16 protein-coding genes are annotated in these 24192 nt (G+C 44.0%); 7 read left to right on the top strand and 9 right to left on the bottom strand.

The annotated features are described in order from the left end of the window. Positions 1-16 precede the first annotated feature (16 nt). The 6 genes from AC3RCI_RS15080 to AC3RCI_RS15055 all read left to right on the top strand — a co-directional run bounded on the left by AC3RCI_RS15080 (position 17) and on the right by AC3RCI_RS15055 (position 6294). The gene (locus tag AC3RCI_RS15080) at positions 17-550 is read left to right on the top strand and encodes a DinB family protein (RefSeq protein ID WP_492525208.1); all 534 of its coding nucleotides are present in this window, start codon (positions 17-19) and stop codon (positions 548-550) included. A 589-nt stretch (positions 551-1139) separates the two neighbouring features. Next, positions 1140-1565: a MarR family winged helix-turn-helix transcriptional regulator gene (locus AC3RCI_RS15075; RefSeq protein ID WP_336781546.1), complete on the top strand. Its 426-nt coding sequence runs from the start codon at positions 1140-1142 to the stop codon at positions 1563-1565. 216 nt (positions 1566-1781) lie between these two features. Then, positions 1782-2786 (top strand): MsnO8 family LLM class oxidoreductase, encoded by a 1005-nt coding sequence (locus AC3RCI_RS15070; protein WP_492525207.1) that lies wholly within the window; start codon positions 1782-1784, stop codon positions 2784-2786. Between the two features lie 322 nt (positions 2787-3108). Continuing rightward, a complete protein-coding gene (locus AC3RCI_RS15065; protein WP_492525205.1) occupies positions 3109-4452 on the top strand; it encodes an NtaA/DmoA family FMN-dependent monooxygenase in 1344 nt (447 codons plus the stop codon). 123 nt (positions 4453-4575) lie between these two features. Continuing rightward, positions 4576-5904 carry an NtaA/DmoA family FMN-dependent monooxygenase gene (locus AC3RCI_RS15060; RefSeq protein ID WP_492525203.1) on the top strand — a complete coding sequence of 443 codons (1329 nt, stop codon included), beginning with the start codon at positions 4576-4578 and terminating at the stop codon, positions 5902-5904. 189 nt (positions 5905-6093) lie between these two features. After that, a complete protein-coding gene (locus AC3RCI_RS15055; protein WP_492525201.1) occupies positions 6094-6294 on the top strand; it encodes a hypothetical protein in 201 nt (66 codons plus the stop codon). A 1346-nt stretch (positions 6295-7640) separates the two neighbouring features. On the opposite strand, the gene AC3RCI_RS15050 is transcribed toward AC3RCI_RS15055, so the two are convergent. From AC3RCI_RS15050 to AC3RCI_RS15010, 9 genes are all read right to left on the bottom strand, one after another. Continuing rightward, a complete protein-coding gene (locus AC3RCI_RS15050) occupies positions 7641-8039 on the bottom strand; it encodes an RDD family protein (RefSeq protein WP_492525199.1) in 399 nt (132 codons plus the stop codon). A 327-nt stretch (positions 8040-8366) separates the two neighbouring features. Further along, positions 8367-10871 carry a WG repeat-containing protein gene (locus tag AC3RCI_RS15045; RefSeq protein ID WP_492525198.1) on the bottom strand — a complete coding sequence of 835 codons (2505 nt, stop codon included), beginning with the start codon at positions 10869-10871 and terminating at the stop codon, positions 8367-8369. Between the two features lie 207 nt (positions 10872-11078). Beyond that, positions 11079-11357, bottom strand: coding sequence for a hypothetical protein (locus AC3RCI_RS15040; protein ID WP_492525196.1), 279 nt, complete (start codon positions 11355-11357; stop codon positions 11079-11081). Further along, positions 11344-13029 carry a hypothetical protein gene (locus AC3RCI_RS15035; RefSeq protein WP_492525194.1) on the bottom strand — a complete coding sequence of 562 codons (1686 nt, stop codon included), beginning with the start codon at positions 13027-13029 and terminating at the stop codon, positions 11344-11346. The genes AC3RCI_RS15040 and AC3RCI_RS15035 overlap by 14 nt, the downstream gene beginning before the upstream one ends. 100 nt (positions 13030-13129) lie before the next feature. Continuing rightward, the gene (locus tag AC3RCI_RS15030; RefSeq protein WP_492525192.1) at positions 13130-16690 is read right to left on the bottom strand and encodes a DUF4132 domain-containing protein; all 3561 of its coding nucleotides are present in this window, start codon (positions 16688-16690) and stop codon (positions 13130-13132) included. Between the two features lie 48 nt (positions 16691-16738). Then, complete coding sequence (locus AC3RCI_RS15025) at positions 16739-17929, bottom strand: VWA domain-containing protein (protein WP_492525190.1); 1191 nt, start codon at positions 17927-17929, stop codon at positions 16739-16741. Further along, a complete protein-coding gene (locus AC3RCI_RS15020) occupies positions 17914-20355 on the bottom strand; it encodes a DUF5682 family protein (protein WP_492525188.1) in 2442 nt (813 codons plus the stop codon). The genes AC3RCI_RS15025 and AC3RCI_RS15020 overlap by 16 nt, the downstream gene beginning before the upstream one ends. Beyond that, positions 20316-21416: an ATP-binding protein gene (locus AC3RCI_RS15015; RefSeq protein WP_492525186.1), complete on the bottom strand. Its 1101-nt coding sequence runs from the start codon at positions 21414-21416 to the stop codon at positions 20316-20318. The genes AC3RCI_RS15020 and AC3RCI_RS15015 overlap by 40 nt, the downstream gene beginning before the upstream one ends. A 299-nt stretch (positions 21417-21715) precedes the next feature. Beyond that, positions 21716-22693: an aldo/keto reductase gene (locus tag AC3RCI_RS15010; protein WP_492525184.1), complete on the bottom strand. Its 978-nt coding sequence runs from the start codon at positions 22691-22693 to the stop codon at positions 21716-21718. A 289-nt stretch (positions 22694-22982) separates the two neighbouring features. Here AC3RCI_RS15010 and AC3RCI_RS15005 point away from each other — a divergent pair, with 289 nt between their 5' ends. Next, positions 22983-24173 carry a cytochrome P450 family protein gene (locus tag AC3RCI_RS15005; RefSeq protein WP_492525182.1) on the top strand — a complete coding sequence of 397 codons (1191 nt, stop codon included), beginning with the start codon at positions 22983-22985 and terminating at the stop codon, positions 24171-24173. The last annotated feature ends 19 nt before the right edge of the window (positions 24174-24192 follow it).

The following is a 24192-nucleotide window of genomic DNA, read 5'->3' as shown; positions in this document are numbered from 1 at the left end:
ATGGGGTGAAAACCTTATGTTAAAAAATGATTCCGTGGCTATTATCGAGCAATATAAGCGAAATCTGGCTGGATATACGATAGACCAGTTGCGGTATAAATTCCAGGAAGACGTTTGGTCGATTGGACAAATGTATATTCACGTGATCGATGTGGCAGAAGAGTATATCGATCATATTCAAACTTGTACGATGGAGACTCAAGAAAAACATGGAGGCAAGACTGAATTCGGAACGAAGGCGTTTATCGAAAAAGTGTGGCCCGATGTCCGTGTGAAACTTGAGGAACCAGTCAACAGGACCCGTAACCCCAATAGTAAGGAAGAGATCATAACCGGTCTAGAGCAGGTGTTAATAAAAATGAGGTACTGGGAGGAACACGTTCGCGGAACGAATCAGGCTTGCAAGGTGCGTCATGGCTGGTTTGGCTGGTTTAACGCGTGTGATTGGTTTGAGATGATTGGCATGCACAGCAGGCATCATTTGTGCCAAAAGGCAAGACTGGACGAGAAGCTTGTGGAGGCAGGCTTATGTAATAATTCACTAAATTAACTGGAAACAATAGCAAGTTCTTGTCCCGAGCCAAGGACAAGAACTTGTACCGATAGCCGATTAGGCGTATACGGAAGGTGTCGCGGGACAAAAACAATGTTCCATTCAAAGTCGCTTATATAGCGGCTTTTTTGATTTAAGGAACCAAGTTCTTGTCCCAAGCTAAGGACAAGAACTTGGTTCCTTTGCCGAAAAGGACAAGAACATTGTGTCATTTTGGATTAGATTGTTATCTAAATGCTATCATGACAGAACTAATGTGACGAGCTAAAAGCACAATTCGCTTTCTGAAGGCAAGAACTCAGTTCCATTGCTGAAAAAATTGGGAACATGGTATCAATATCGATTAGAATATTTTATTTGTTTAATTAAGCTAACGGGCAGGATAACGTGGGTGGTGAAAAAGAAGGGGGAACGTTGTAGCCATGTGAATATCTGCCTACGATGCAACAGATAATTATTATATCACGATGATGGCATCAGATCCCTTGTTGAATTAAGGTAATTGCCCCCTGTTGACACAAAAATATCACCGTGTTATATTTAGTGGGCTAACTATTTCTGGTTGACTGGCTGAGGAGATGTATTAATGACAGATACAGTGGACTGTGATATTCGTCAGTCGTTAGATAGAGTTTCTTCCCAAATGCGTCGAGATTATAGCGAATCATTGAGGGAACTTAACCTTTATGTAGGTCAAGATAATTTGCTTTCTCGTTTGTGGTTAGGCGATGGGGTAACACAAATGCAACTCTGTGAACATTTAAAATGCGAACCACCTACGGTAACCAATATGGTTAAATCACTAGAGCAAAATGGGTTTATATACCGTAAACGTGATGAACATGATGCAAGGGTTATGCGGATTTTTCTAACAGACAAAGGCAGAGAATTAGAGAAACCGGTTGAATCCAAATGGAGAGAGCAGCAAGAAAAATTACTGCAGTCAATTTCACCGGAAGATCGCTTATTATTAAGGCGGCTTTTGAAGCAAATGGAGAGTAACTTAGTCTAAGTTTTCTCCTATGATCATATTTAGTATGCTAACTAAACTCATTTATTTAGCAGGCTAAATAATTTAAATCAATCCGAATTAAAATTGATTATCAGGCAGATACGTTAAGAGGAAATTTAGATTTAACTTTTATACCGTAACATTATGCAGAAAAAAATTAAGAAAACTAGCCAAGCAATTAAATTAACTAAAGGCCGTTAAACTGGAGATGACAATATGAATTATTCAATACTTGATTACGTGCATATTTTTAAGGGAGAAACCCCGCAACAAGCACTAGAAAATACAAAAGAAACATTGGAATTAGCAGATTCTTTAGACTATAAACGCTACTGGTTTACAGAGCATCACAACGCAACGACAATTTTTAGTATGGCACCAGATTTATTAATGATGCTCGCAGGTACATTAACGAAAAATATGAACATCGGGGCAGGAGGCATTATGTTGCCTAATTATAGCCCTTATAAAGTGGCGGAAAACTTTGCAATATTAGAAGCAGCGTTTCCAAATCGTGTGGATTTAGGCATGGGACGTGCATCTGGTACAGACCTTTTAGCAAAAATTGCACTCCAAATGACGAGGGAGAAAATGATTGAGGTAAATACAGCTGATCAGATTCAAGAGATCATCTATCATTTAACGAAATCCTTCCCAGTAGGTCATCCATTACAAGAGCTAAACATTCCTGGTGCACCGTATAAGCCAAATATGTTTATGCTAGGCTCATCCGATGGTGGCTTAAGCTTAGCGGCAAAATTTGGTTTGAAATTCGCTTTTGCAGGTCAATTAAACCCTCGTCAAGACGTTCAATTATTAAAGCAATATAAACATCACTTTGAAGCGCAAGGTCATGAAGAAAAGCCATATAGCATTTTATCGAAATTTATTTTCGTGGCTGACACTGAGGAAGAGGCAAAGCTAGCGGCATTACCCGCTGAAATTAGCTGGATGAGAATGTATAAGGGTTCAAAAACAGAAGAACTGCAATTATTATCGGTGGAAGAAGCTGCTAACTATGAATTTACTCCGCTTGAACTAGCCATCCGTGAACAAAATAAAGAGCGCTTTATTATTGGGAATCCCGAGCAAGTTAAAACACAAATTCAAGAACTTGAACGTACAGCACTCATCGACGAGATTATGGTCGCGGATTTTTATGCAGATCAGCTTACGCGATTAAAAGGATACACATTATTCGCTGAATTGATGAAAGCATAATAGCTCTAGACACACAATCCTTAATATAACACGGCGGTCTTCGTACGGGTATGCTTTTATGAAGGCTTTTTGAAAGTAGACATACCTGAACGAATTGAGCCAAAAACTTTTGAGCAGGTACAGCTTTTGTTGGAATCAATGGTCGTAATGTTAAAATCTATCCAAGAATCTTACGGTGAATTTTTAACTATTAAAGAAACTATAAAATAATTTTATTGATTTTACAGGAGGAAGACATGTTGTTTTTCACTTCTCTAACATATCGATATTTAACGATATGTTAGAGAATTAATATGATTGCGATATTTGAAGGGAGATTATTATGAAAACAAAACACATGACTATCGGAGTTGCTATGTCAGATTTCTATGGAAATCATCCAAATGCATGGCGTTCTGAGAAAACAGACCCATTAACTTACATTAATATTGATGAACAAATTAAATATGCAAAAATTGCTGAAAATGGGGGACTTGACTATATTTTTATGCCGGACAGAGTTTTTTTACATCTTGGTTTTACCGGTATTGTTAATTTTCCGATCGATCCTATTGTCCAATTATCGGCAATTGCTGCTCACACAAAACATATCGGATTGATTCCAACATTATCTACTTCCTTTAATGAACCTTACACGATAGCTCGACAGCTTCGTGCATTAGATCTAATCAGCAAAGGGAGAGTGGGATGGCAAGTCATTCCTAGTTTTGAACCTGATGCATTTGCCAATTATGGCCAAAGTGTACCTAATAGTAGAGATAAATATCAACGTCTTCATGAGGTGGTTCAGATTACACAAGCATTATGGGGAAGTTGGAAGAAAGAAGCAGGTGAGCCTAATCAGGAGACTGGCGTGTTCTTAAATCATGAGTATATCCAGCCAATTAATTTACAAGGGAAATATGTAGGGGCTCGTGGTCCTTTGCAGGCACCTCCTTCACCACAAGGGCAACCGATTTTGGTAATGCCAGCAGCTAGTAATTCAGGAATTCAGCCAGCTGGTATGTATGCCGATGCAATCATTGGAATGCCAAATACTATTGAAGAGTCTGTTCGTTTACGAGAAATTTTTCGTTCAGCAGCGCAAGATGCGGGGAGAAATGCGGATGAAATTAAATTTATGACCTTTTTCACATTTGGACTAGGAAAGACGCGCCGGGAGGCACTAGACCGGAGACGTGCAATGGAAAATCCAGAAGATTTACCAGAACGATTGAGACATCTCTCAATGCTCTTAGGTGTCCCACTTTCTGAATCAGCTGTAGACGAACCATTAAAGTCTAATCAACTCCGCGCGCTACAACAGAATCCCCACGTTAATAAATCAACTCAAGCGATTCGACTCGCTAAAAAGGGTTATTCACCGCTAGATATTATTGCTCACGGTGTTCTAGATAATACGCCTGGTGTGGTGGGGACTGCTGAAGATGTAGCAGATTATTTACAAGAATGGTTTGAAGCAGGCGCAGCCGATAGTTTTGTTATAGTTCCCGATCGACTTAGTGATGCTTTATCCGACTTTGTAAATCAAGTTATTCCTGTTTTACAAGAACGTGGCTTGCGTCCAGAAAACTACATGGGTAACACACTCCGAGAAAATATGAATCTAGATTATCAGCTAGGCGTTGACCCACGTATTTTAAATGAATCAGATCAGATTAAATGATTAGGAAATATAAGATTAAAGATTGTAGATAGTTATAGAACGTTTGACTCGTTATTGTCTATTTATTTTTGAGTCATATTAGCAAGGAGATACGATATGAAAACAAATTAGGAGGATTTATTTATGTCTGAAAAAAAAATGTTGCTTGGTTTAGGATTTACAGGGGCATACGGTGCAAATGCTAAAGCTTGGAAAAGTGAGGGTGTCAATGCGATTACTTATCCAGATATTAATGCAGATATTCGCTATGCTCAACTTGCTGAAAAAGGTAAATTTCAATTTATATTTGTAGGTGATTTCCCTGGAGCAATACCCGATGATAACAGGGAGGTGCCATCGATGACGCTTGAACCTATCATTACTGCCACTGCAATATTACAACAAACAAAACACATTGGTGTGGCGTCAACTGTGCATACTCAGTGGAATAATCCTTTTACTTTAGCACGTCAATTTAAAGGGATAGATTTAATGAGTGGTGGACGTATTGCTTGGAATGCTGTTACGGGATCAAGTCCAAAGGTAGCGGAAAACTTTGGTGTAAAACTAATGGATAGTAGATCACGTTATGAACGTCATTATGAGTTCGTAGAAACTGTACAGCACTTATGGGCAACATGGGGAGAAGATGCTCTAAAAGCTGATAAAGAAACCGGTGTATTTGCGGATTATAGCCAAGTAAAACCTGTTTATATATCTGGTGAACATATACAGGCAAATGGAGCCTTGCCAATTCCACCTTCACCACAAGGACAACCGGTCATCTTTCACTCTGGTGGATCTCCAAATAGTATTGCGTTTGCAGGACGCTATGCGAGTGCAATGATTGGTGAAGTGTGGACGATAGAACAAGGTATTGCTACAAGGAATGCACTACGCCAGGCTGCGATAGACGCGGGTCGAAATCCAGATGAGATTAAATTTATCGCAGGACTCATGCCGGTTGTTGCTAATTCTAAACGTGAAGCAATAGATCGTCACGCAAGTTTTATGGATGAAAATATAGTACAACAACGTGCATTTCATATCGGAATGATATTAGGAATCAGCTTCACTCCTGAAGATTTAGAACGCCCAATCGCACCAGAACTTTTAGATAAGGTAAAAATCGGCCGTTACTCTGATCCTCGTGCTGAGAATGTTTTAAAGGTGGCGCGTGAAGGTTGGACATTACGCGATATCATTTATCATTCTGTGATTGATTACCATCCTGCAACATTAGGTGATGCAAAAGAAACTGCGGATTACCTAACTGAAATGTTTGAAAGTGGCGCAGCAGATGGCTTTTGGATACTACCAGATGCTTATGAAACCGACTTAAAACGTTTTGTAGAAGAAGTGGTCCCTATCTTACAGGAACGTGGTGTATTCCATGAAGATTATGATGGAGAGACATTAAGAGAAAATCTTGGTGTGCCCTATCAATATGGTGTAGATAAACGATTATCTTAATAGAAGTAATATAGAGCACAGGCTGATAATGGCCTGTGCTTCTTTATGAGCGTAAAAAACCAGGTCTTAAGAAAGCACGTAAATCAAATATTTTCGGGCATTCAGTAGATTTAACGTAAAGTGTCGAGGGACAAGAACATGGTCCCATTGAAGTCGCTATATGCCTATGTTTTTAGGAGAAAATCATTATTGATGGAGGAGAGTTTTTATGGATTTAATCCTTACAATAATGAATTGATTTCTACTAAAGTACCTTTATTAATTGAAGAGCATTTAGAGCACTTTACAACACAACTTATAAATTATCAAATAAAGATGCACAATAGTATTAATAAAAGGGTTCTTGAGAAATTAGTCACCCAATTCAGTGAAAATTTCTTCGGTGCATGATTTGATATAGCAGGGAAGGGATGTGAAGAGATCAGTGTTCCTTCTTGGAAAGAAGTCATTAAAATGAGAGATCGGGCGTTTCCGAAAATTGCTCTCAAATGTAGTACTGATGAGTTAAGAACTTACGTCGAGTACCATCATGTTGAAAATATTGAGACGACACTGTTTAACAAATAGGAATGCATATATCAAAATGTAAATATTCGACTCAACATAAAAAAATGAGTTCTTATATACCAAGCAAGCAGTTGCGCTAATGCTCAGAGGCAGAACACCTGATGAGGATAAAAAGATACTCCAAAAATCAATTAAAGCATATGTGAAGAAATTAAATTATTAAAACCGTTAAATCTTGTGGTATGATGATTTAACGGTTATTTTGTTGTAAGAAAGAGGAGACACAATGTTCTTGTCCTTTAAGGAACAATGTTTTTGTCCTCAGACAGAACAGACAGATAATGGCATTGGCATTGGAATCATGTTCCTATACATATGTACAAAATACGAGTTTTGTGAAACAGTAGTATTAAAAGTTTTGGAACGACCAATTATTCTAATTCACTATTGTTCTTAATCTGTCTTTTCTTTTATCTGTCTGTTTTTTTTACTGGCTTTTAAAAATTGCTTTCAAATCTTTCAGGCATACAACCATTCATTCACATGGATAAATGTGCCTTTTTAAATTTATGACCCCCGAGAAATTTTTAATTTTATATGGATTAATATTTGATCTGTTTTTAATTTTCGTCTGCCTAACATTTAATAATGCTGTTCCAGGAATTGATCGTTTCCTTGACCATAGCCGGTGTAAATTCGAATTTAGCGTATTGTTTATGACTGACCAAATTAATTTATATCTATTGGTAAACATTAACATTAATTAATTTCCAAATCAAAATAAGTCGAGTATGTCCATTATAGACATTGAAAAATGCTTACCTGCCCCACTCGGTCTGTTTCTCAAGCTCCAACTGCAAGGATTTCCTCTTTTCATCTGCAGACCATCTGGAACAGGTCGATCATGTGAATCGGCAGATTCCATTCATTTACACTTGCCGTACTCCCCGCTTCCGCCTGCGCTGGCCGTTTTACCTGCGACTCTTCAGACCGGTACTGCTTTACTCGGCTAATCCTTCGAATCCTTTAATTGGTTTTGCAGAGAGGATCGGTGTTTCGGTTGTACCATATGGTATCGTATGACCATACCTGTGAACAGCATCCCCCTACAGTTTAACCATTCACTAAGAAGGATTTAAGCCTCAAATGAAAATTTTGATACGCTTTATGCTCTGAACCTCATGTTGACTTATAACGAATATATTCCGCAAGAGCTCGAATTCTGGTTTTCAGTCCCAAACGACTTCGGTACCTGCGATAAAATCGTGTAAGGCACGTTTGTCTTCACGAACAGCAACCATGATGACACTTGCAATAAAACCAATGCCAAAAGTTATTCCATATACAAGTCCAGCAACAACTACTCTCATCACCATGGTTCCAATTCCAGGGGGCTCATGTGTATCGTATCTTTGAATTCGAATACCGCAGATGCGTTTTCCTAAGGTTCTCCCATACCAGAATACCGGCAATACAATGGAATATAATGCACTTAATATTTGCGCTATAGGTTCATCACTGTCAAAGTTTCCTGTAATGAGCCCTGCGATAACCATCAAAGGCAGCGCAATAATAATACCATCTAAAATACTTGCACCTAGCCTTATCCAAAAACCAGCTTTATACAAGATGTTTCCTCCAAACTAGTTAAAATTGAAAAAACTCCTTTACCAGGACATTAATTCAATCTATGTGCGTAAATCTTCAGATAGTATAAATAAACGCTCCATTAAATCATCAAGGCTAGTGTAGTGTTCGTCTGAGGTAATGTTGTCAAAACAAGCGTCCATTAATTATCAGTGGGTTGGGATTGCACTTAACAGACAGCCACCTACTTCAAGATACATACTGCATAGACGTATAAAAAACCATTTTGCACACTTTCCATATCATGAAATAAAAAAGAAGCCATAATTAGCATTATGGCCTCACATATATACGCTATGAATTTAAAATTACATATGAAACGCTTTCCAGAACGAACCCTCGGTATTGATGATATCCCTAATCTGCACAAAAGGAATTGTAAACGTCGGAAATCCAGCTGCGTAGGGAGCGATCTCATAAGGATTGAAATACAGATGCAGCGCGTCTGCCGTCACAAAAAATGGCTGATCCGGACTAATTCCTTCATAGGTATCCGGAAATACATATGAATACTGAGGATCATTTTTGATCTGATCTCCAACGATCTGGCTTAATACTTTCACGTAGTCACTATTCGGCTTAAACAAGTCCTTTAATTCATACAGTTGCCCGCTGCTTAGATTAATAATGGCATAGATCATCGTAGGCATACCGTGTGCAGCACCAAATGGATAGTTATATCCCGTAAGCTGCAGCTGAAGCAGCTGTTGCTGATAAAATGTAATATCAAAATCCCCTGTGTAGCTGTAATCCAGCTTTTGGTCAGCAGGAATCGGTTTGACCTGAGACAAGTTCCTCAATTTCAAATTAAGTGCCAGTTGTGCGGCCTGGTCGGTTAAACCTTCCACCTGCGGATAATAAACCAGATAATCGATATTGGGTTTATACTTCTCTTCACGAACACGGTAAGGTGGCTGAAGGGGAACGATCGTATTTTGCCGCCAGATGATCTGTCCGGCTCGATTGACATACAAAAGACGCTGATCAACGTTTGCTTTGATCAAATCGGGCGCTACTACTTCAAGTGTACCGGAACCTTCTACACGGGGATATCCTGGTGCTGGGCGTCCGCTCAGGTCAAGCAGAACCGTCTGTCTTCCATCCGATGCAGAAGCGAGCCCCCCTTTGTAGTCGCCTACATCCCGGTAAATAAACTCTGTAAGTCTCCTGCCATTAGCATCTGCAATCGCATACAATGAGCCAATGAAAGGCTGCTCCGGATCGATTGCCTGCCCCAACGCAAAACGCTGCTCCCCTAAATCTCGGATATCATTGTAAGCCGGTTGAATGACAAAAGCTCCTTGCGTGTTAATGACACCATAAGTGGATTTATAGTCCTCTGCTGTATTCACAATCGCGTGCCCACCACTGAAAGGAAGTGCTGTAGTAAATTTAGGTTCAATTCGGACCTGACCTCGTTCATCGATATATCCGTATTTTCCGGGTGTCTCCTTCTGGAAAGCAAGTAAACCGTCTCCTAGCGGTCCCACATACGCGTAAGGGTAAGTCGCCAGTCGGTTTCCATTACGATCTATGAGTGCGAACTCATTGTCTTTGATCTGAACAACGGCTTTTCCGTTGCTGAAATCATAGGCTGAGACGAATTGTGCTCGGATCACCTCATTGCCAGCAGCGTCCAGGTAGCCGTAACGACTGACATCTCCACCTGCCTGACCTCCGGAAGTATCATAGAAAAGCGCTCGCCCATCCTTCATATTTGCGATAAAGGGATAAGCCCGTTTCGTGAGCACATGACCTTGTTCGTCGATCATTTTAAAGCCTTGAGCGTCAATCACAATTGCCCGATCTTCTTCGAATGAATTAATGGAATCATATACAGGCTGAACAACATACTGGCCATTCAGATTAATCACACCAGCCTTGCCATCCTTCACAACTACAGCCAGGCCATTCGGCTGAAAATCACGAGCGTCATCAAGTACGGGTTCCAGCCGGATCCGACCTTGTGCATCCATATAGCCCCACCGGGTTCCCTGGATCGTTCTTACCGAAATGGGGAATAACCAGGTGATTTCACGTACATGACTACCTCCCATACTTTGTTTAATCTGCTTCTCCAATTCAAGCAGCGCTTCCCGCGATGGGTAAGGCTCGTTGAAACTTAGCGCTTTTTGAACTGAAATCAGAGCAGCCGGTAATAACCCGGCGCGATACTGCGCGTCGGCAAGATAATACCAGTAAAAGGTGTAGTCCGGATAATGCTGAGTTAATTGTTCGTAGTACTGCACAACCTTGGGAAAGTAATACATGTATACGTCTGTGGCAGGTACCCATTTCCCATGTTGCCACCGGATAATATCAACCTGATAAGCCTCCCCGGTATCATGTGTCCAAAGGGCTATCTCCACTTTCCCATCTCTTCCATGCTGACCGGGCATATCAATAATCTCAGCATGACTGAAATATAGATCAGCTGGTGCTACGTCCGTTAACCCTGCTTCTGTCCATTCATATACAGCAAGTTTGGACCAGATGGAACCGAGCTGCCATCCGACAATAAGATTGTTTCTTGCCGTGGATGTTACGGGTGCAGCCGTCAGCAAGGTTGCGTTATACCCCAATCCTTTGGTGACCGACATCTTCGTCCATTGTCCTTGCACAAATTTCAAAATCAACAAGGTTAATTCTCCATCCAGTTTATAAACCGCAGCGATCTCCGGCATCCCGTCTCCGGTGAGATCTGCCGCATAGATGGCTGGATGTTCGACAGGTTTAAGTATAGTGACGACATTAGCGCCGGCCGGAAGTTGTTGTTTTACGATTTGAGTTAACAGTGGCTCGCTCATCGACATGTCTGTTTCCTCCCTTATGACCGCATTCGCCTAATGGTATGCATCATAAACCGGGATATGACATCTAAGCGAATATTACTACTGAATCGTGAGCAACAAGGTGTATGGTATACGGAGTTGTATAAATCCAGTGAAGTAACCAAGTAATGCTCTCTCCATAAAAAAGATTTGCAGAGGCACTCGCTTCTGCAAATCTTTCGCAATGCTTCAGGATGTTTCCTGAATGCTTAGTTGTACGTATTGGGTTAAGCGGCAATAATGGTTCAGCAGAAGCTCCTCGTTGCCATTACCAAGAGCCAGGCTGCGTCCTTCCGCAATCAATAGCCTTACAATTTCCTCAAGGAATGTCAGTTGAATCCGTTTGATCTCCACTAGAAACTGTTCTAACACGCCTACATCCTTCATGGTAAATTGGGATATTCCGCGCAGCAGCAATTCTTCTGCCCAGCCGCCGATCTGCTGCATGAACTGATTATAGTCTTCCAAGTCTACCCGTCCTTCCATAGCCTATATCCAATTTCAGGCTGATTACCCGTTGTCCCTTCAAAAAGCTGATCGGGTAAAATTTGCTCTGTTCAACTCGAACAAAAGCATAAAAGTGTTCGAGCGAGGCGGCTCCGTATCCTGACTCAAGACGGTGGATCATCATGTGCCAGTCCATGGAGTAAGGAAGCGTTAGCTGAAGAAGCTCCCCTTCTTCCGTTTCAATGGTAAGTATAAGTTGTTGAGTTCGTTTGTCAAAGCTGTGATCTACGATCCGGGCAACCCGAAGGATGGCAAGATGCTCCTTCGGGTTGGTAAATAGCTCAAATGTCCTTGAATCCTCAAGAAGTAGAGAAGGAACATCCTGCATGTACTTACCCAGGTTCACATCTTCCACTTTGGTTCGCGTCATAAGTTCCAGCTTCGCACCCTCCCCTGAAGAGAGCCTGCGGTCGTTGTTCACTTTTACCGTTTGGAACTGCAGCTCTTCCCCGGCAAATTGACGGAAGGTCACGTTGGTGTGCCAAGGGGTAAACGCCCCATAATGCTCTGCGTAGGAAAATGAATTGTCGTCATAGTAAACAGCTCGCACATCACTGTACGTGTATATTTCTTCGTCTTCAAAACAGTAGAAATAATACGTAATGCCCCGGTAACCGGATCTGGTTTCCCATGCATCTGCTCCTAAACCATACAGATGTAGCTGCGGAACTGTGTAATACTTACTGCGAAAACTGCCAATAAGCTGGCTCTGCATATAAGCTGAAGTACGCTCTTGCTCCAAAACCTGCAATGCGAGATACAGCTTGGTCACCCGATCAAGCATGGTTTGCATGGAGAAACGAATATGTCGATTGAAAAATAGCTCTAATTCACCCTGAATTCCCCGTAAACTTCGTTCAACATCAGGGAGGTTACCACTATGCGCAGCTACAGCGAGTGTCTCCAGCTGGGCCATATAGGACTGTGGCAGCCTGGCAAGCCCCGTTTTTAACAGATCGGCAAGCATGCTCCGGCATTCACGGACGGTTTGAATGGAGAACTTGGTATCATATATTCGTCCACTCAAGACATTCTCATCGTCCACATGTTGTTGTCTGCGATATCGGAGCAAGGCTTCCAGCTTCGCCATATTTCCAGCCGTTTGTTTAACCTTACACAGTGCCTTTGCGAGACTGGGTTCCTGAGTGAATGAAACCTCGATGTTTTGTCTTACAAGCCGCACGGTAAGAAGAGAATCCTCCAGAATTTCGATCTGCTCGGGATACTTCAGCCGGAACCAAACCTCTTCGATCATCGAGGAGCTATACGATTGGATTAACGTTGACAGGTCAGACTCAGTTATCCAGTGGAAACGGGAGACATTACCCGGTGTTAACTCCTCTGCATCGATAGCAATCGAACTGGAATTTGATTTATTGTCAGTCGCTTCAGTTAATGGAACTGTCTCGGCCTGAATATCTTGCCCCGCAGCATTTTCATCCGTCTGATATTCACGCTGATAATACAGAATCGAGATTAGAACATGTTTGCAGATGTGATCTGACGGACAGGAGCAATCCCAGTGATCGAGCGTACTTTCCAGCGTACAGAGAGTTCCATCACTCAGCTGACAGCTGACTGAAGATTCATTCCACGAGTATTTCACACTTACACCGTTATCTATGTCTTTCAAAGACCTCTTGTACAATCCCTTATTTGCATACCTTATGAGGTAGTCTTCTGTGCACAATTTGGAAAATGCCCTGAATTTATGTTCGAATTCACTCACGCAATCAACGCCCCGACGCTCTTAGGATATCGTAGAGCGTTTCACTGAAGACGCGTCCCGGAATCTGACCCAGAGCAATGCTTTTGTTATTGCTGTAGTAATAACTTCTCTTGTTCTCCGGTCTGAAGAAATGGAGAGATTCAAGCGTAATATCGTCCATCCCCTCATAATACGTAATACTGGTACCACTGAAACGCAGTTCAGCTACGTATTCATCGTACTCCTTGTAAAATTCATGATACCAGCCGCCGTCCATGGCCGGCCCTTTGATCCAACCGAATTTCTCCAGTGCTTTCGGGAAAGCGGTCGGTGAAAATTCCGATTCCGGAAGTCGGGAGTACTCCTCAAGCTTGGTGTCTTCTTCCTCAGGCAGGTGAATTTCTCGGTTAAGCTGCTCGAAAGGCTGCTTCACTTCGTAGTCCTCAAGCTGTGTTTTCCAGCCGTCCAGGGTGGATGCTTCAAGTTCAAGAGGGTGTACGAGTCCCACCTGTGTATTCAGAGGCAGTTCATATTCATCTTCATCCACCGTATTAAAGGTGCCATCTTCCATATAGCGGAATGTGCTATTCAGCTGACCATCTTCATATGTCCCCCAGATCAGACCTACAGCGAATTTTTGCATGATCACATTTTCAACAAAGAGTGCTTTCCACTCTTCAGCGGACCACAGACGCTGCTTGGACAATGATTCCTCCAGGCGCTGTGCCTGAATGCCCACCATGGTTTTGAGATCTTTCTTCAGCTGCGTAAAACGTGCTTTGGATTGCGCAGCGAGCTCTGCATCATCCTTCTGTGCTGGTGCGGGCAAGCTTTTCACTGTTTTACCCGTTTCTTCGTTCAGAACGACGACCTGCAAATCCCCATTCACTTTAATGAGGAATGAACGCTCACCGTAACTCAGCCTCATCGTTCCTGACTCGTCAAAACCAAGCGTAGTTACAAGCCGGTCTTCTAACTGTTCCGGTGTAAGTCCCAAGTTGTCGGCCGCAAGCTGCAGCGCTTCTTCTGCCGCGCCTTTCACCTGACGGTTCTTGACGCTGCGTTTAATTTTATCAATGGCCATGAGAGCAGATGGCTCTTTCAGGTAAGCGAGTACTTTCACAGCATCTGCCGCAATAGCTCCACGGCTGTTTTCGGTCCATTCCTTAATCTGAGGCGTCAGAATGTGAACGATTTGCACACTGCCAAAGAGCGCCGAGATATACATCACCCATTTCTCCTTCGCAGGTGCACCGTCCTGAATCCATAACTGGAGCAGCTCAGTCGCGAATCGAGATAACGATTCTTCGTCTACATACTCCCGCAGTTCATTCAGCCTTTCGTTCGGTGCAGATGTATGATCTACCGATTGGACCAGAATATATTGCTTGATTCGCTCATCCAAAGGTTGATTGTCTTCGGAACGAATAAGAGAAGGCAAGTCCTTCAGGGATAACCAACTAAATCTAGCCAGCTTTTTGGCATCCGCCTGATCAGCAAGTGCAGCATGCGCATATTCCGGGCTTTGATCTGCGGTATCCAGCAGAATTTGAATCAAGTTCTTCCATTCCGCCGACTTCTCACCCTCCAGAAGCTCACGATATAGCTCTTTATTATGATCCAGGCTGCGAATGGCGCTAAGCGCCATTTCTTTCACGCTTGCTTTTTTCTCTGAACGATAGATTGTTGTAAACAGTTCCGGATCAGGTACACGATTGAATTCGGATAATGCGAGACTGTTGGCTTTTTTGGATGAATCCTGCAGTCCCGCGCGAATCGCCTCGGCAAGTTTCTCCGTCTTGAGTTCACTTCGTTGCTCGAAGGTAATCTCCAAAATTAAAATACGTGTGTCCGTTGGGAGCTTTTTATACTGTCCCAGAGCATAGTCGAGGTTTTGCTGAATAATCCGGCGGTACTCATCCTGAGGCATTGCTTTGTACCTGTAATCCGTCATACCGTTTAGCGAGATCAAACTGGTCAACAGCTTATCCTGCTGTACCTCCGGATCTTGCCCATAACGCTGCAGCAGCTTCTCTCCGCTGAAAGCGTAGGAACGATACATATCTGAGACGATATCCAGCGTCCACTCCGGATAGGTAGCCAGAATTACAAACCGGCGCATTGCCTCTGAATCCACTGGCAGGAAGCTGATGGCAATCAGAGTCTGAATACGTTTTTTGTCACGATTCAGATTGTTAAACAGACTGCGGCTGTTTGAGTCTTTCCAGTAATCTTCAAATGATGTCTGACCTTCCAGATACCGTGTGATGGCAAGACCACTGCGACCACCATCCAATGGCTCCCGGAGTACTGCATAAACGGCTTGTTCAAGCGTACCGTCCGCATCAGGGATTTCTCTACCGTGATCTTCCAAAATCTTTTGGATAACCAACTTGAGGTATGGGGTTTTGAGTATATGATAAGCTCGTATGGATTGTTCCGGATCACTCATAATGGCCGACTGAATCGACTGCCATGATATCGTATACATATTCAATTCGTTATTCATAAGCTCGATCAGTTGGTATGGTTCATCCAGAGGAAGCAGACCAGCAAGCAGCCCGTCGGCATTTTTGACTCTGGAATCCATGCTCATCAGATACATGCGCGTCTCAAACGGATAGATTTCATGCAGCTGAGTAATTGCCTCCAATAGAGCTTGACCTGTTTCGCCTTTGTTTTCGAGGAACCGGTCCTTCCCGCCATGGACATTGATCAGATACAACAACGAGCTGCTTATCAAGATCATGGTCTGATGGAACACATTCTGAGACAATTGTTCTTTTTTATTCAATGAAGTGTTCGGGTAGAGCTCCTCCATCAGGCGGTTTCGTTTTTGCTGAAGAAATTCCGGTTTCAGATCATGCACAGACCGATTAGATCGGCTCTGCATGGAGCACACAACCAGTGGCTCAATAAGCTTATGTAACGCCGGGCGGAGCTGCCCTGCATCATCAGCAACGACCAGTTGCAGTAACTCAGGCAGGTGATTGCTTAATAATTGCAACTGTGCTGCCTGTGAGGGAACAGCGTTCAGCTTGGAATACAGTTTCAGTAGAAGCAAGGCGTCGATAATTTCCCGCTCATGGTTACCATATCCATTGCCTTTTTTGGACTCAACAAATACCTGAACACGGCTTAGCCTGCTTTTGAGTTCATCTACAATTTCTTTTTCTCCGGCAAACTGACGTATTTTCTCCAATCGGGACAGCAGACCACCGATCCGATCTGGGCTTTTGCTCTTTCCACTCAAGCCGTAGGCTTCAGAGTCATTGCCGAGACATATGGTGAAGCCATCCGTAGCCCACGAATTGCGTCTGGAGTAGTGGGATTCCAAGTGAATGACAATAGCCCCCGCTCGGAAAAATATATCTCCATCATCTTTCTTGGCAAGCTTCATGAGTGCATCAATTGTGTAGTAGACATAATGGCTGGAATTCCCTATCATTTCAGGGAATTTGTCTGTGTTTCCCAGCACATAATCAATGATTTCCTGACTCCGATCTGTTTTTAGGGAGTAATCCTTCGAGCACATCTCAGCAAACTTCTCAACTAACGCCTCAACAGCGCGATCCGTAGTAAGCATTACACATTCCTCCTTAAATTTTGAGTGAAAAACCTTGTTATAAAGTCATTACGTAATAATCTCGCCGATCCAGTCTGCGAGCTCGTTAGGGGTAATTGCAGCGACATGCGCTCCCATATTGGTTAAAATTTGTGCGGCATGTTTGTTATAGACGGTATCCCCATTAAAATCGAGTGCAGTGAGCACAAGCAGTTTGCAACCGGCATCTATAATATCCTTACACGCTGTATACATTTGTTGGATCGGATATCCCTCTTCCAGATCACTTACAAGGATGTAGATCGTTTTGCCAGGATTATCAATTAACGTCTCACCATAACGCAGAGCCTTGGTAATATGAGTTCCTCCGCCGAGCTGTACACTCATGAGCACGTCAACCGGATCATCCAACCTGTCACTGAGATCGACAACCTGGGTATCAAATATAAACAAGTGGGTGCGCAGCACATTCAGCCGATAGAAGATACTAGCCATTACTGAGCTATAAATGACCGAGTCCATCATGCTGCCGCTTTCGTCAACAGCAATGATGACGTTCCATTTATTATGCGGCTGGATATTACCGTCGAAATAAAGACGATCAATCACCAATCTGCGGTTGGTTCGATCAACATTTTTCAGATTCTTGGTAATGGTTCGTTTGAAATTAAGATTACGCAGGGACTTTACGGAACTTGGTGTGTAACGGCTGCGTTTTCCCATGATGCTGGCTCTGGTCTGGGACTCCAGTTTACGCTGAAGGTCCTCAACTACAGTCCGTACGATCTCCTTCGCACTCCGCAGGACGTCCCCTTTCATTCGTCCTTTGAATTGCATGATGTTTTTCAGCAGGTTCATGTTGGGTTCGAGAGACTCAAGCAGTTTTTTGTCAGTTAACAGCTCCGTTAGACCATAACGATCCAGTGCCTGTTTCTCCAGCAGCTCCACGGTTGGCTTGGGGAATAATTCCCTGACCTTATGCAACCAGTTTGGAACCGTAAGATTAGAGGAGCCGCGTCCTCCTTCTTTTCGGTATCCCTGTCCTTCGCCATATTCCCGATTGTAGAGGTAACCCAGAATTTCATCGATTTCGGTATACTTGAAATGCTCCGCGTCATATGCATCCGTATTCGATAACCCTTCTTCAGCAGAATCTCCCAAGATCAATCGCCATCGGTTCAGCGTTTCAGCCTGATTGGAATCAGGAAGGGACTTCAATGGATCAGGAGTTCTCGCCCCTCTGTTCAGATCAACTTCCATGTCTCAAACTCCTTCCTGATGGCTTCATCCCAGGATTTCACCTGAATCAGTGTGTGTTCGTCGATCCCCGGTATCGCCATCTCTTCAGGTTGAACCTGATGCAGCTTCGCAACCCGATCCGCAATCAGTGTTGTCTCCATAGGTGTAAAGTAGGTGAATGCAAGCCTTAGTTCCGGGATCATCAACATAAATTCATCATGATCCAGCTGCTCTATCATGTAATTCAGCTCAGATAACAGCTGATCTTCATATAAAAATGCGTCTCGTGCCACGGAAAACACGCCCTGTAAATACAGCGCTGTCTGCCGCATTTGATCCGGTGTTCCGCGAATGTATCCCCGAGCACGATCAACGATCTCTTCCCTTGACCGATCACCAAGTCCCGAGGAAATGGCCAGGCATACACCTTCGAGTTGAGCCGGAAGGTTGTGATCTGCCAGCAGCTCATTCAGATGAGCTCTGAAGGTTTCATCGCGGTAACGTTCTTCGGAAGATTCCGCCAGCATCGCGAGCAGCTTCAGCCCCTGTATAACAGGCTGATGCTCATCAGGATTCGCTCTCGCGAGCTGAAGCAATTTATCCACTGCGTTATTGTAGGCTTCGGCAACCAACTCGGGAAGATGGCTGTCATCCGATAATCCAAGTAATCTTCGGTGCTGATGAATTCGGTCCAGAATGTGCAGACTCCCGCATAGGGAAAGGAAATTTCCATCTTTCCTCAGTGCAGAGCGGACCTGATCATACAATTGAGCTGCCGTATCCTGTAAACCCATAAGCAGAGCCTGGAGCATGGATCTAGCAAGCTCACCGCTATGATGATCCGGAATATCCTGCATGTGTTCTGCCATTTTTCGCGTTGCCGCTTCCTTAATGGTACCACCATAGAGTGAATTTTCGATTAATCTTGCTTCTATCCTTGATGAATAGGTATAGACCCAGGTTTCCCTGACCAAATTCATATCTCGCTGGGCAATCCAGTCTGGTCCGGATTGGCGTTTCGCGAATTCGGGAACCAGATAGGTAATGCATTGGAACAATTGACTAAGCTGCCGATGTCCTGGTTTGGCATATAGATCAAGGACCTTCTTGTGCTGACCAGTCGTACGAATCTGCAGCTTCGATACCGCACAGCGGGCTTTGAAATCTTCAACAATCGGAATGTTGAAGGAATTGGGGGCCACACTTCCTATGGCATCTCCGGTCAGAAGAAGCTGGAGCTCTTGCAGCGGTTTTTCTGTAGCCAGTGTAAGCTCACCTTTGACAAAGGAAGACGTTGCCGCGTCCATCAGTTCATAGACTCCGCCTTCTTTTTTATCCCGTAGCGCTGCAAGCCCCTGAACCATGCTGTATGCCTCAATCGCGTCACTGGTCGATACGTGCTCATGGCCCTTACGGAGTGCACGTGTAAGTTTGGACAGCAGATTTACTGCCGTTACGTTGTATGCGGTACTTTTCTTGCGGAGCAGCTCGCTCCATATCATGTCGTAGTAATTCACATATGGCATTCCACTCGCGTAACCATTCAGACGGTCCGCTTCTGCAAAGGTGTACACCATGGGATACATCTGCTGATGCACCGAATTCCTGGATTCAGAGCTTATATTCTTCTTCCCAGGCTTGTCTGAAGACTTCTGCGAAGCCGAGTCTGTTTCCAAGCCCAGTAGCCCGTACGTATGGAATCCACCTGTAATGACGAGCACGCGATCATATTTCAGGGAAGCCTCACGTATGCAGCTTCGCATGTGTTCTTCTCTCGCAAGGTCACCGGAACGGTATAACCGATCAGCTGTGTAACACATACGAGATAACGTACAATAAGTGAACACATCCTGTACAAATTCCTGTGTGGATTTCTCCAAGCCGCCGATCTCAAACACTTTCTCCCATAGCTCGTCGAAGCTGCGGCAGTTCATTTTTTGACACAAACGGTTGATAAAGTCCGAACTGGCCAGCAGCGTTTCATCCTGAACAGATATTTCATGCTGTTCCGCTTGCTCCTTGTTGGAGAAATGATAGTAATCGAGATCAATGAACTGTGCAGGAATGCCAAGCCTCGATGCCTCCCGTAACGCTACATATTCTGGGGAATAACGCAGCATCGGATAATAACACGCCGCGCGGTCATCCTCGCTCTCATAGGTATAATACAAGCTGACCGGAGGGATCGTTGCTTCATCAGCCAACACGGAGAGAAATGGATTCCCGCTCTCGGGTCCTTCGATCAGAATACTGTCCGGCTTGTATTCCTCAATCAATTGCAACAAATGATAAGAGCAAACCGGGCTATGGTGCCTTATTGGAAAATAAACCGTACCATTCTTCAGGTTATACACCTGAGACTCAAAGAGGGATTGTAACTGGGTAACATCCGGCTCCACTTGTGGCGCTACCCGATCCATTTTTTCTCCTCGTAATAATCCTTCCAAATTCCCTCCTCTTTGGAGCGCTCCTTCACAACCTTGGAGAAGTAGGCTTTCAGAACGGACAGATCCTTGTCATTTTCCTTGGCAATGGTTCCAAGCATGTTCTGAACCAGACGATCCAATCCAACTCCCTTATCCTCGTAATAATATGAAGTCATTGCACTCTGTACGTATACGGAAACGGCTTCTGCAGTACTCATGGAAGCTTGGGGCGTGTCTAGCTTGTATCCCTCGCGGCTCATGCCGGTGCGCAGCTCCATGAATGTCGTAGCAAGAAGCTCGACCACATCCGGATTAATTTCAATATCAATATCGCTATGTAATAAAAGGCTTCGTGCCTGGGATTCAATAATTTTCGCTTCCATCTTCACACTGCTGATCGGCTTGATCGTTTCGAAGTTGAAACGGCGTTTCAGCGCACCACTCATCTCGTTAACACCCTTATCACGAATATTTGCTGTAGCAATTACGTTAAAACCCGGCTTGGCAAACAGCACACCACCATCGAGCTCAGGAATACTCATGACTTTGTCGCTTAGAATACTGATCAGACTATCCTGTGCTTCAGCGGGACAACGTGTAATCTCTTCGAAACGGGTGATGATGCCTTTCTTCATGCCGCTGTATAACGGAGCTGGAACAAGAGCCTCTTCCGATGGACCTTTATCAAGCAGCACCGCATAGTTCCAAGAATACTTGATCATGTCCTCCGTTGTGCCTGCCGTACCCTGAATGGTGTTCAGACTGGTTCCCGAGATCGCAGCTGTCAGCAGCTCGCTGAGCATCGTCTTCGCAGTTCCCGGTTCTCCCACCAGCATTAAGCCGCGATTGCCCGCCAGCGTTACTACCGCACGTTCAATTAAGACGTCATTTCCATAAAATTTACGAGTAATCGGAATTTCTTCTCCATCCAACATGGCGGGTTTGTCCCTGCCAATAATGAAATCTCGCACATATGCGGGGGATAATAACCAGTTGGGGGGCCGTTTTCCCTTGTCTTCCTCCCGAAGTGCGCGTAATTCAGTCTCATATAATGTCTCAGCCGGCGGCTTAAGCATTTCCATCGTTATCCTTAATCTCCTTCCACAAAACAGATCGTATGTTCTTATTCCTCTTATTTTATCACAGTGGTTCTTGAACCACCTTAGAAACCGGGAAAAATGGTTGAAACGTCCCTCTTATCAGAACTCTAAACTAAGTCTATGGACATGGAATATAGCGCATTTATGTATTCATTAGACGACAATACCCGTATTGAATCTATCAATACAAAGACAAATAAAAAACACAGACCGCCGGCCTGTGTTTCGTTCTCATTTAAAAGAAGATGTTCCCGCTTATGGGAAATCCATATGTTTCCTGCTTACATTCTTCTTCCACAGGACGCTGAATATAGCTCATACCATTCATGTCGTGTTAGTTCAATCCGGGTAGCATCACGGCAGGCTCGGATACGTTCCGGACGAATTGAACCAATCACAGGTTGAATGCCCGCTGGATGTTTCATTAACCAAGCGAGTACAATGGATTCAGCGGTTACGCCCCGTTCCCTGGCAATCTTATTCACGACCTGGACGGTATGTTCAATCTCGGGTCTCTGATCTTCGACTACCCTGCCCGTAAATCTCCCTTGCGCAAGTGGCCCCCAAGCCTGCAGCTGGATATTCTCGGCCTGACAATACTCCATCGTACCATAAGGAAAGACTTGGTCCTTGGCTTGTGGACGGTTCACGGTAACCCCCGCTTCCACGAATCCGATTTTGTCCAAACTCATCTCGAGCTGGTTCACGATAAGTGGCACCGAACTATTGAGCTGCAGCAGACGAATCTGTTCCGAACCCATGTTGGATACACCAAAATGTCTGACTTTTCCGGATTGATGAAGTTTCGCCAGTGCTTCACCAATCTCCTGAGGGTGCGCGAGAGGGTCAGGACGATGAAGTAACAGAATGTCCAGGTACTCCACGCCGAGCCGGGATAAAATACCGTCAACACTCGCTTGAATATGCGCCCCAGATGTATCGTAACGCTGCGGACCCTCGTCTTCCAGGGCAAGACGTATGCCGCATTTGGATTGAATGATGATTTGATCACGCAATCCTTTTCTCTCGGACAGGATTCGTCCAAATACATGCTCTGCTTTGCCACGTGTATAGATATCAGCCAGGTCATAATGATTAATGCCGATCTCAAGAGCAGCCTCAACGGCTTGGTGCCCTTCATGTACAAGATCATCGGTGATCGGAAGTCCGTCCCACTCGCCTCCAAATCGCATACAGCCTAATACAAGCGGACTCGCTGGAATCTGGTGACGATTCAGAGGAAGCCGTGATTCATTCATGATAGATTGCTCCTAACTTAGAAATTTTCACTAGTACTGATTCACTACTGCTTCTCTCTTCAGTCTGAATTTTCCTTCTCCTTCCAATAAAATCTTCCTATCCATGGATATGTCTTCTTCTCGACTCTTCTTCAGGAAAACCGATTTCAACGAAAACAAGGTTTCTACGCTCTTCATATTGAATATATAGAGGGTGCAGGCATTAGGTATCAAGCCGCAGAAGCAGACATATGATCCTTTTAGCAAAGGACTTCATATTTGAGCTCTTGGATGAGAGGAGAGAATTGAATTGAATACGAATGAAACGTCACAAACGGCATTCTTTACCAAGGAATTCACTCAAAACCCCTACCCCGTGTACGAAAAGTTGAGAGAGACAGACCCTGTTTTCAAGGTCATGTTTCCTCATGGTGAGTTCGGATGGATTATAACCCGGTATGAGGATGCGGTCGAAGTACTCAAGGATCAACGCTTCAGTAAGGATGTAGCCAAACGATATGGACCCGAAAATCAAACGGTTTTTGTGAATAACATGCTATTCTCCGACCCGCCGGATCACCGGCGCCTGAGAGGACTTGTACAGAAAGCGTTCACCCCCAAACTGGTTGCGGATATGAGAGGCCACATTCAGGACATCGCCGATGATCTGCTGAACAAAATAGGCTCCAGAGATAAAATAAATTTGATTGATGAGTATGCCTTTCCGCTTCCGATTATTGTCATTAGTGAGATTCTGGGTGTACCTGTTGAGGATCAGGACAAGTTCCGCATATGGTCCAATTCGATCATTGATGCATCAAGTTCGGATCACGCGGAGATGTTTGAACAGCATGCAAAGGAGTTTACCGAGTACCTGACCGACTGGTTTGCCAAAGTACGCGAGAATCCAGGTAAAGACCTGATAAGCCAGCTTGTGATCGCAGAGGAATCCGGACAACAACTCACTGAAAATGAATTACTCGGTGTTGTCTCCCTGCTTATTATTGCTGGCCACGAAACCACGGTTAATTTGATTGGCAATGGTGTATTGGCCCTTCTAGAACACCCTGAGCAGCGAGATCTGCTGATTCAGAAGCCGGAGCTTATCCATAATGCAGTTGAAGAGATGCTGCGGTACAATGGCCCTGTTGAATACAGTACGTCACGCTGGGCGCTGGAGGATGTTGAATTCCGTGGACAGAACATTGCCAAAGGTGAGCTTGTGATTGTGGCGCTTGATTCTGCCAATCGGGATACGGAGAAATTCAAGGATGCCAATATCTTCGACATAACAAGGGAGAAAAGCCAGCATCTCGCTTTTGGTAAAGGCATTCATCTCTGTCTTGGAGCGCCTCTGGCACGTCTGGAAGGCGAAATTGCCATCAGTACATTGCTAGCCCGTTATCCTAAGATACAGCTACAGACGGATGTTACCGAACTGGAGTGGAGACCCGGCATGATTGTTCGGGGACTGAAGGAACTCCCGGTTCAACTCAAATGATAAAATGATTCACACGTAA

The sequence above is a fragment of the Paenibacillus sp. MT124 genome (assembly GCF_058792755.1).
The sequence above is the reverse complement of the archived record's forward strand: the minus strand, read 5'-3'. Positions and strand labels throughout refer to the sequence as shown.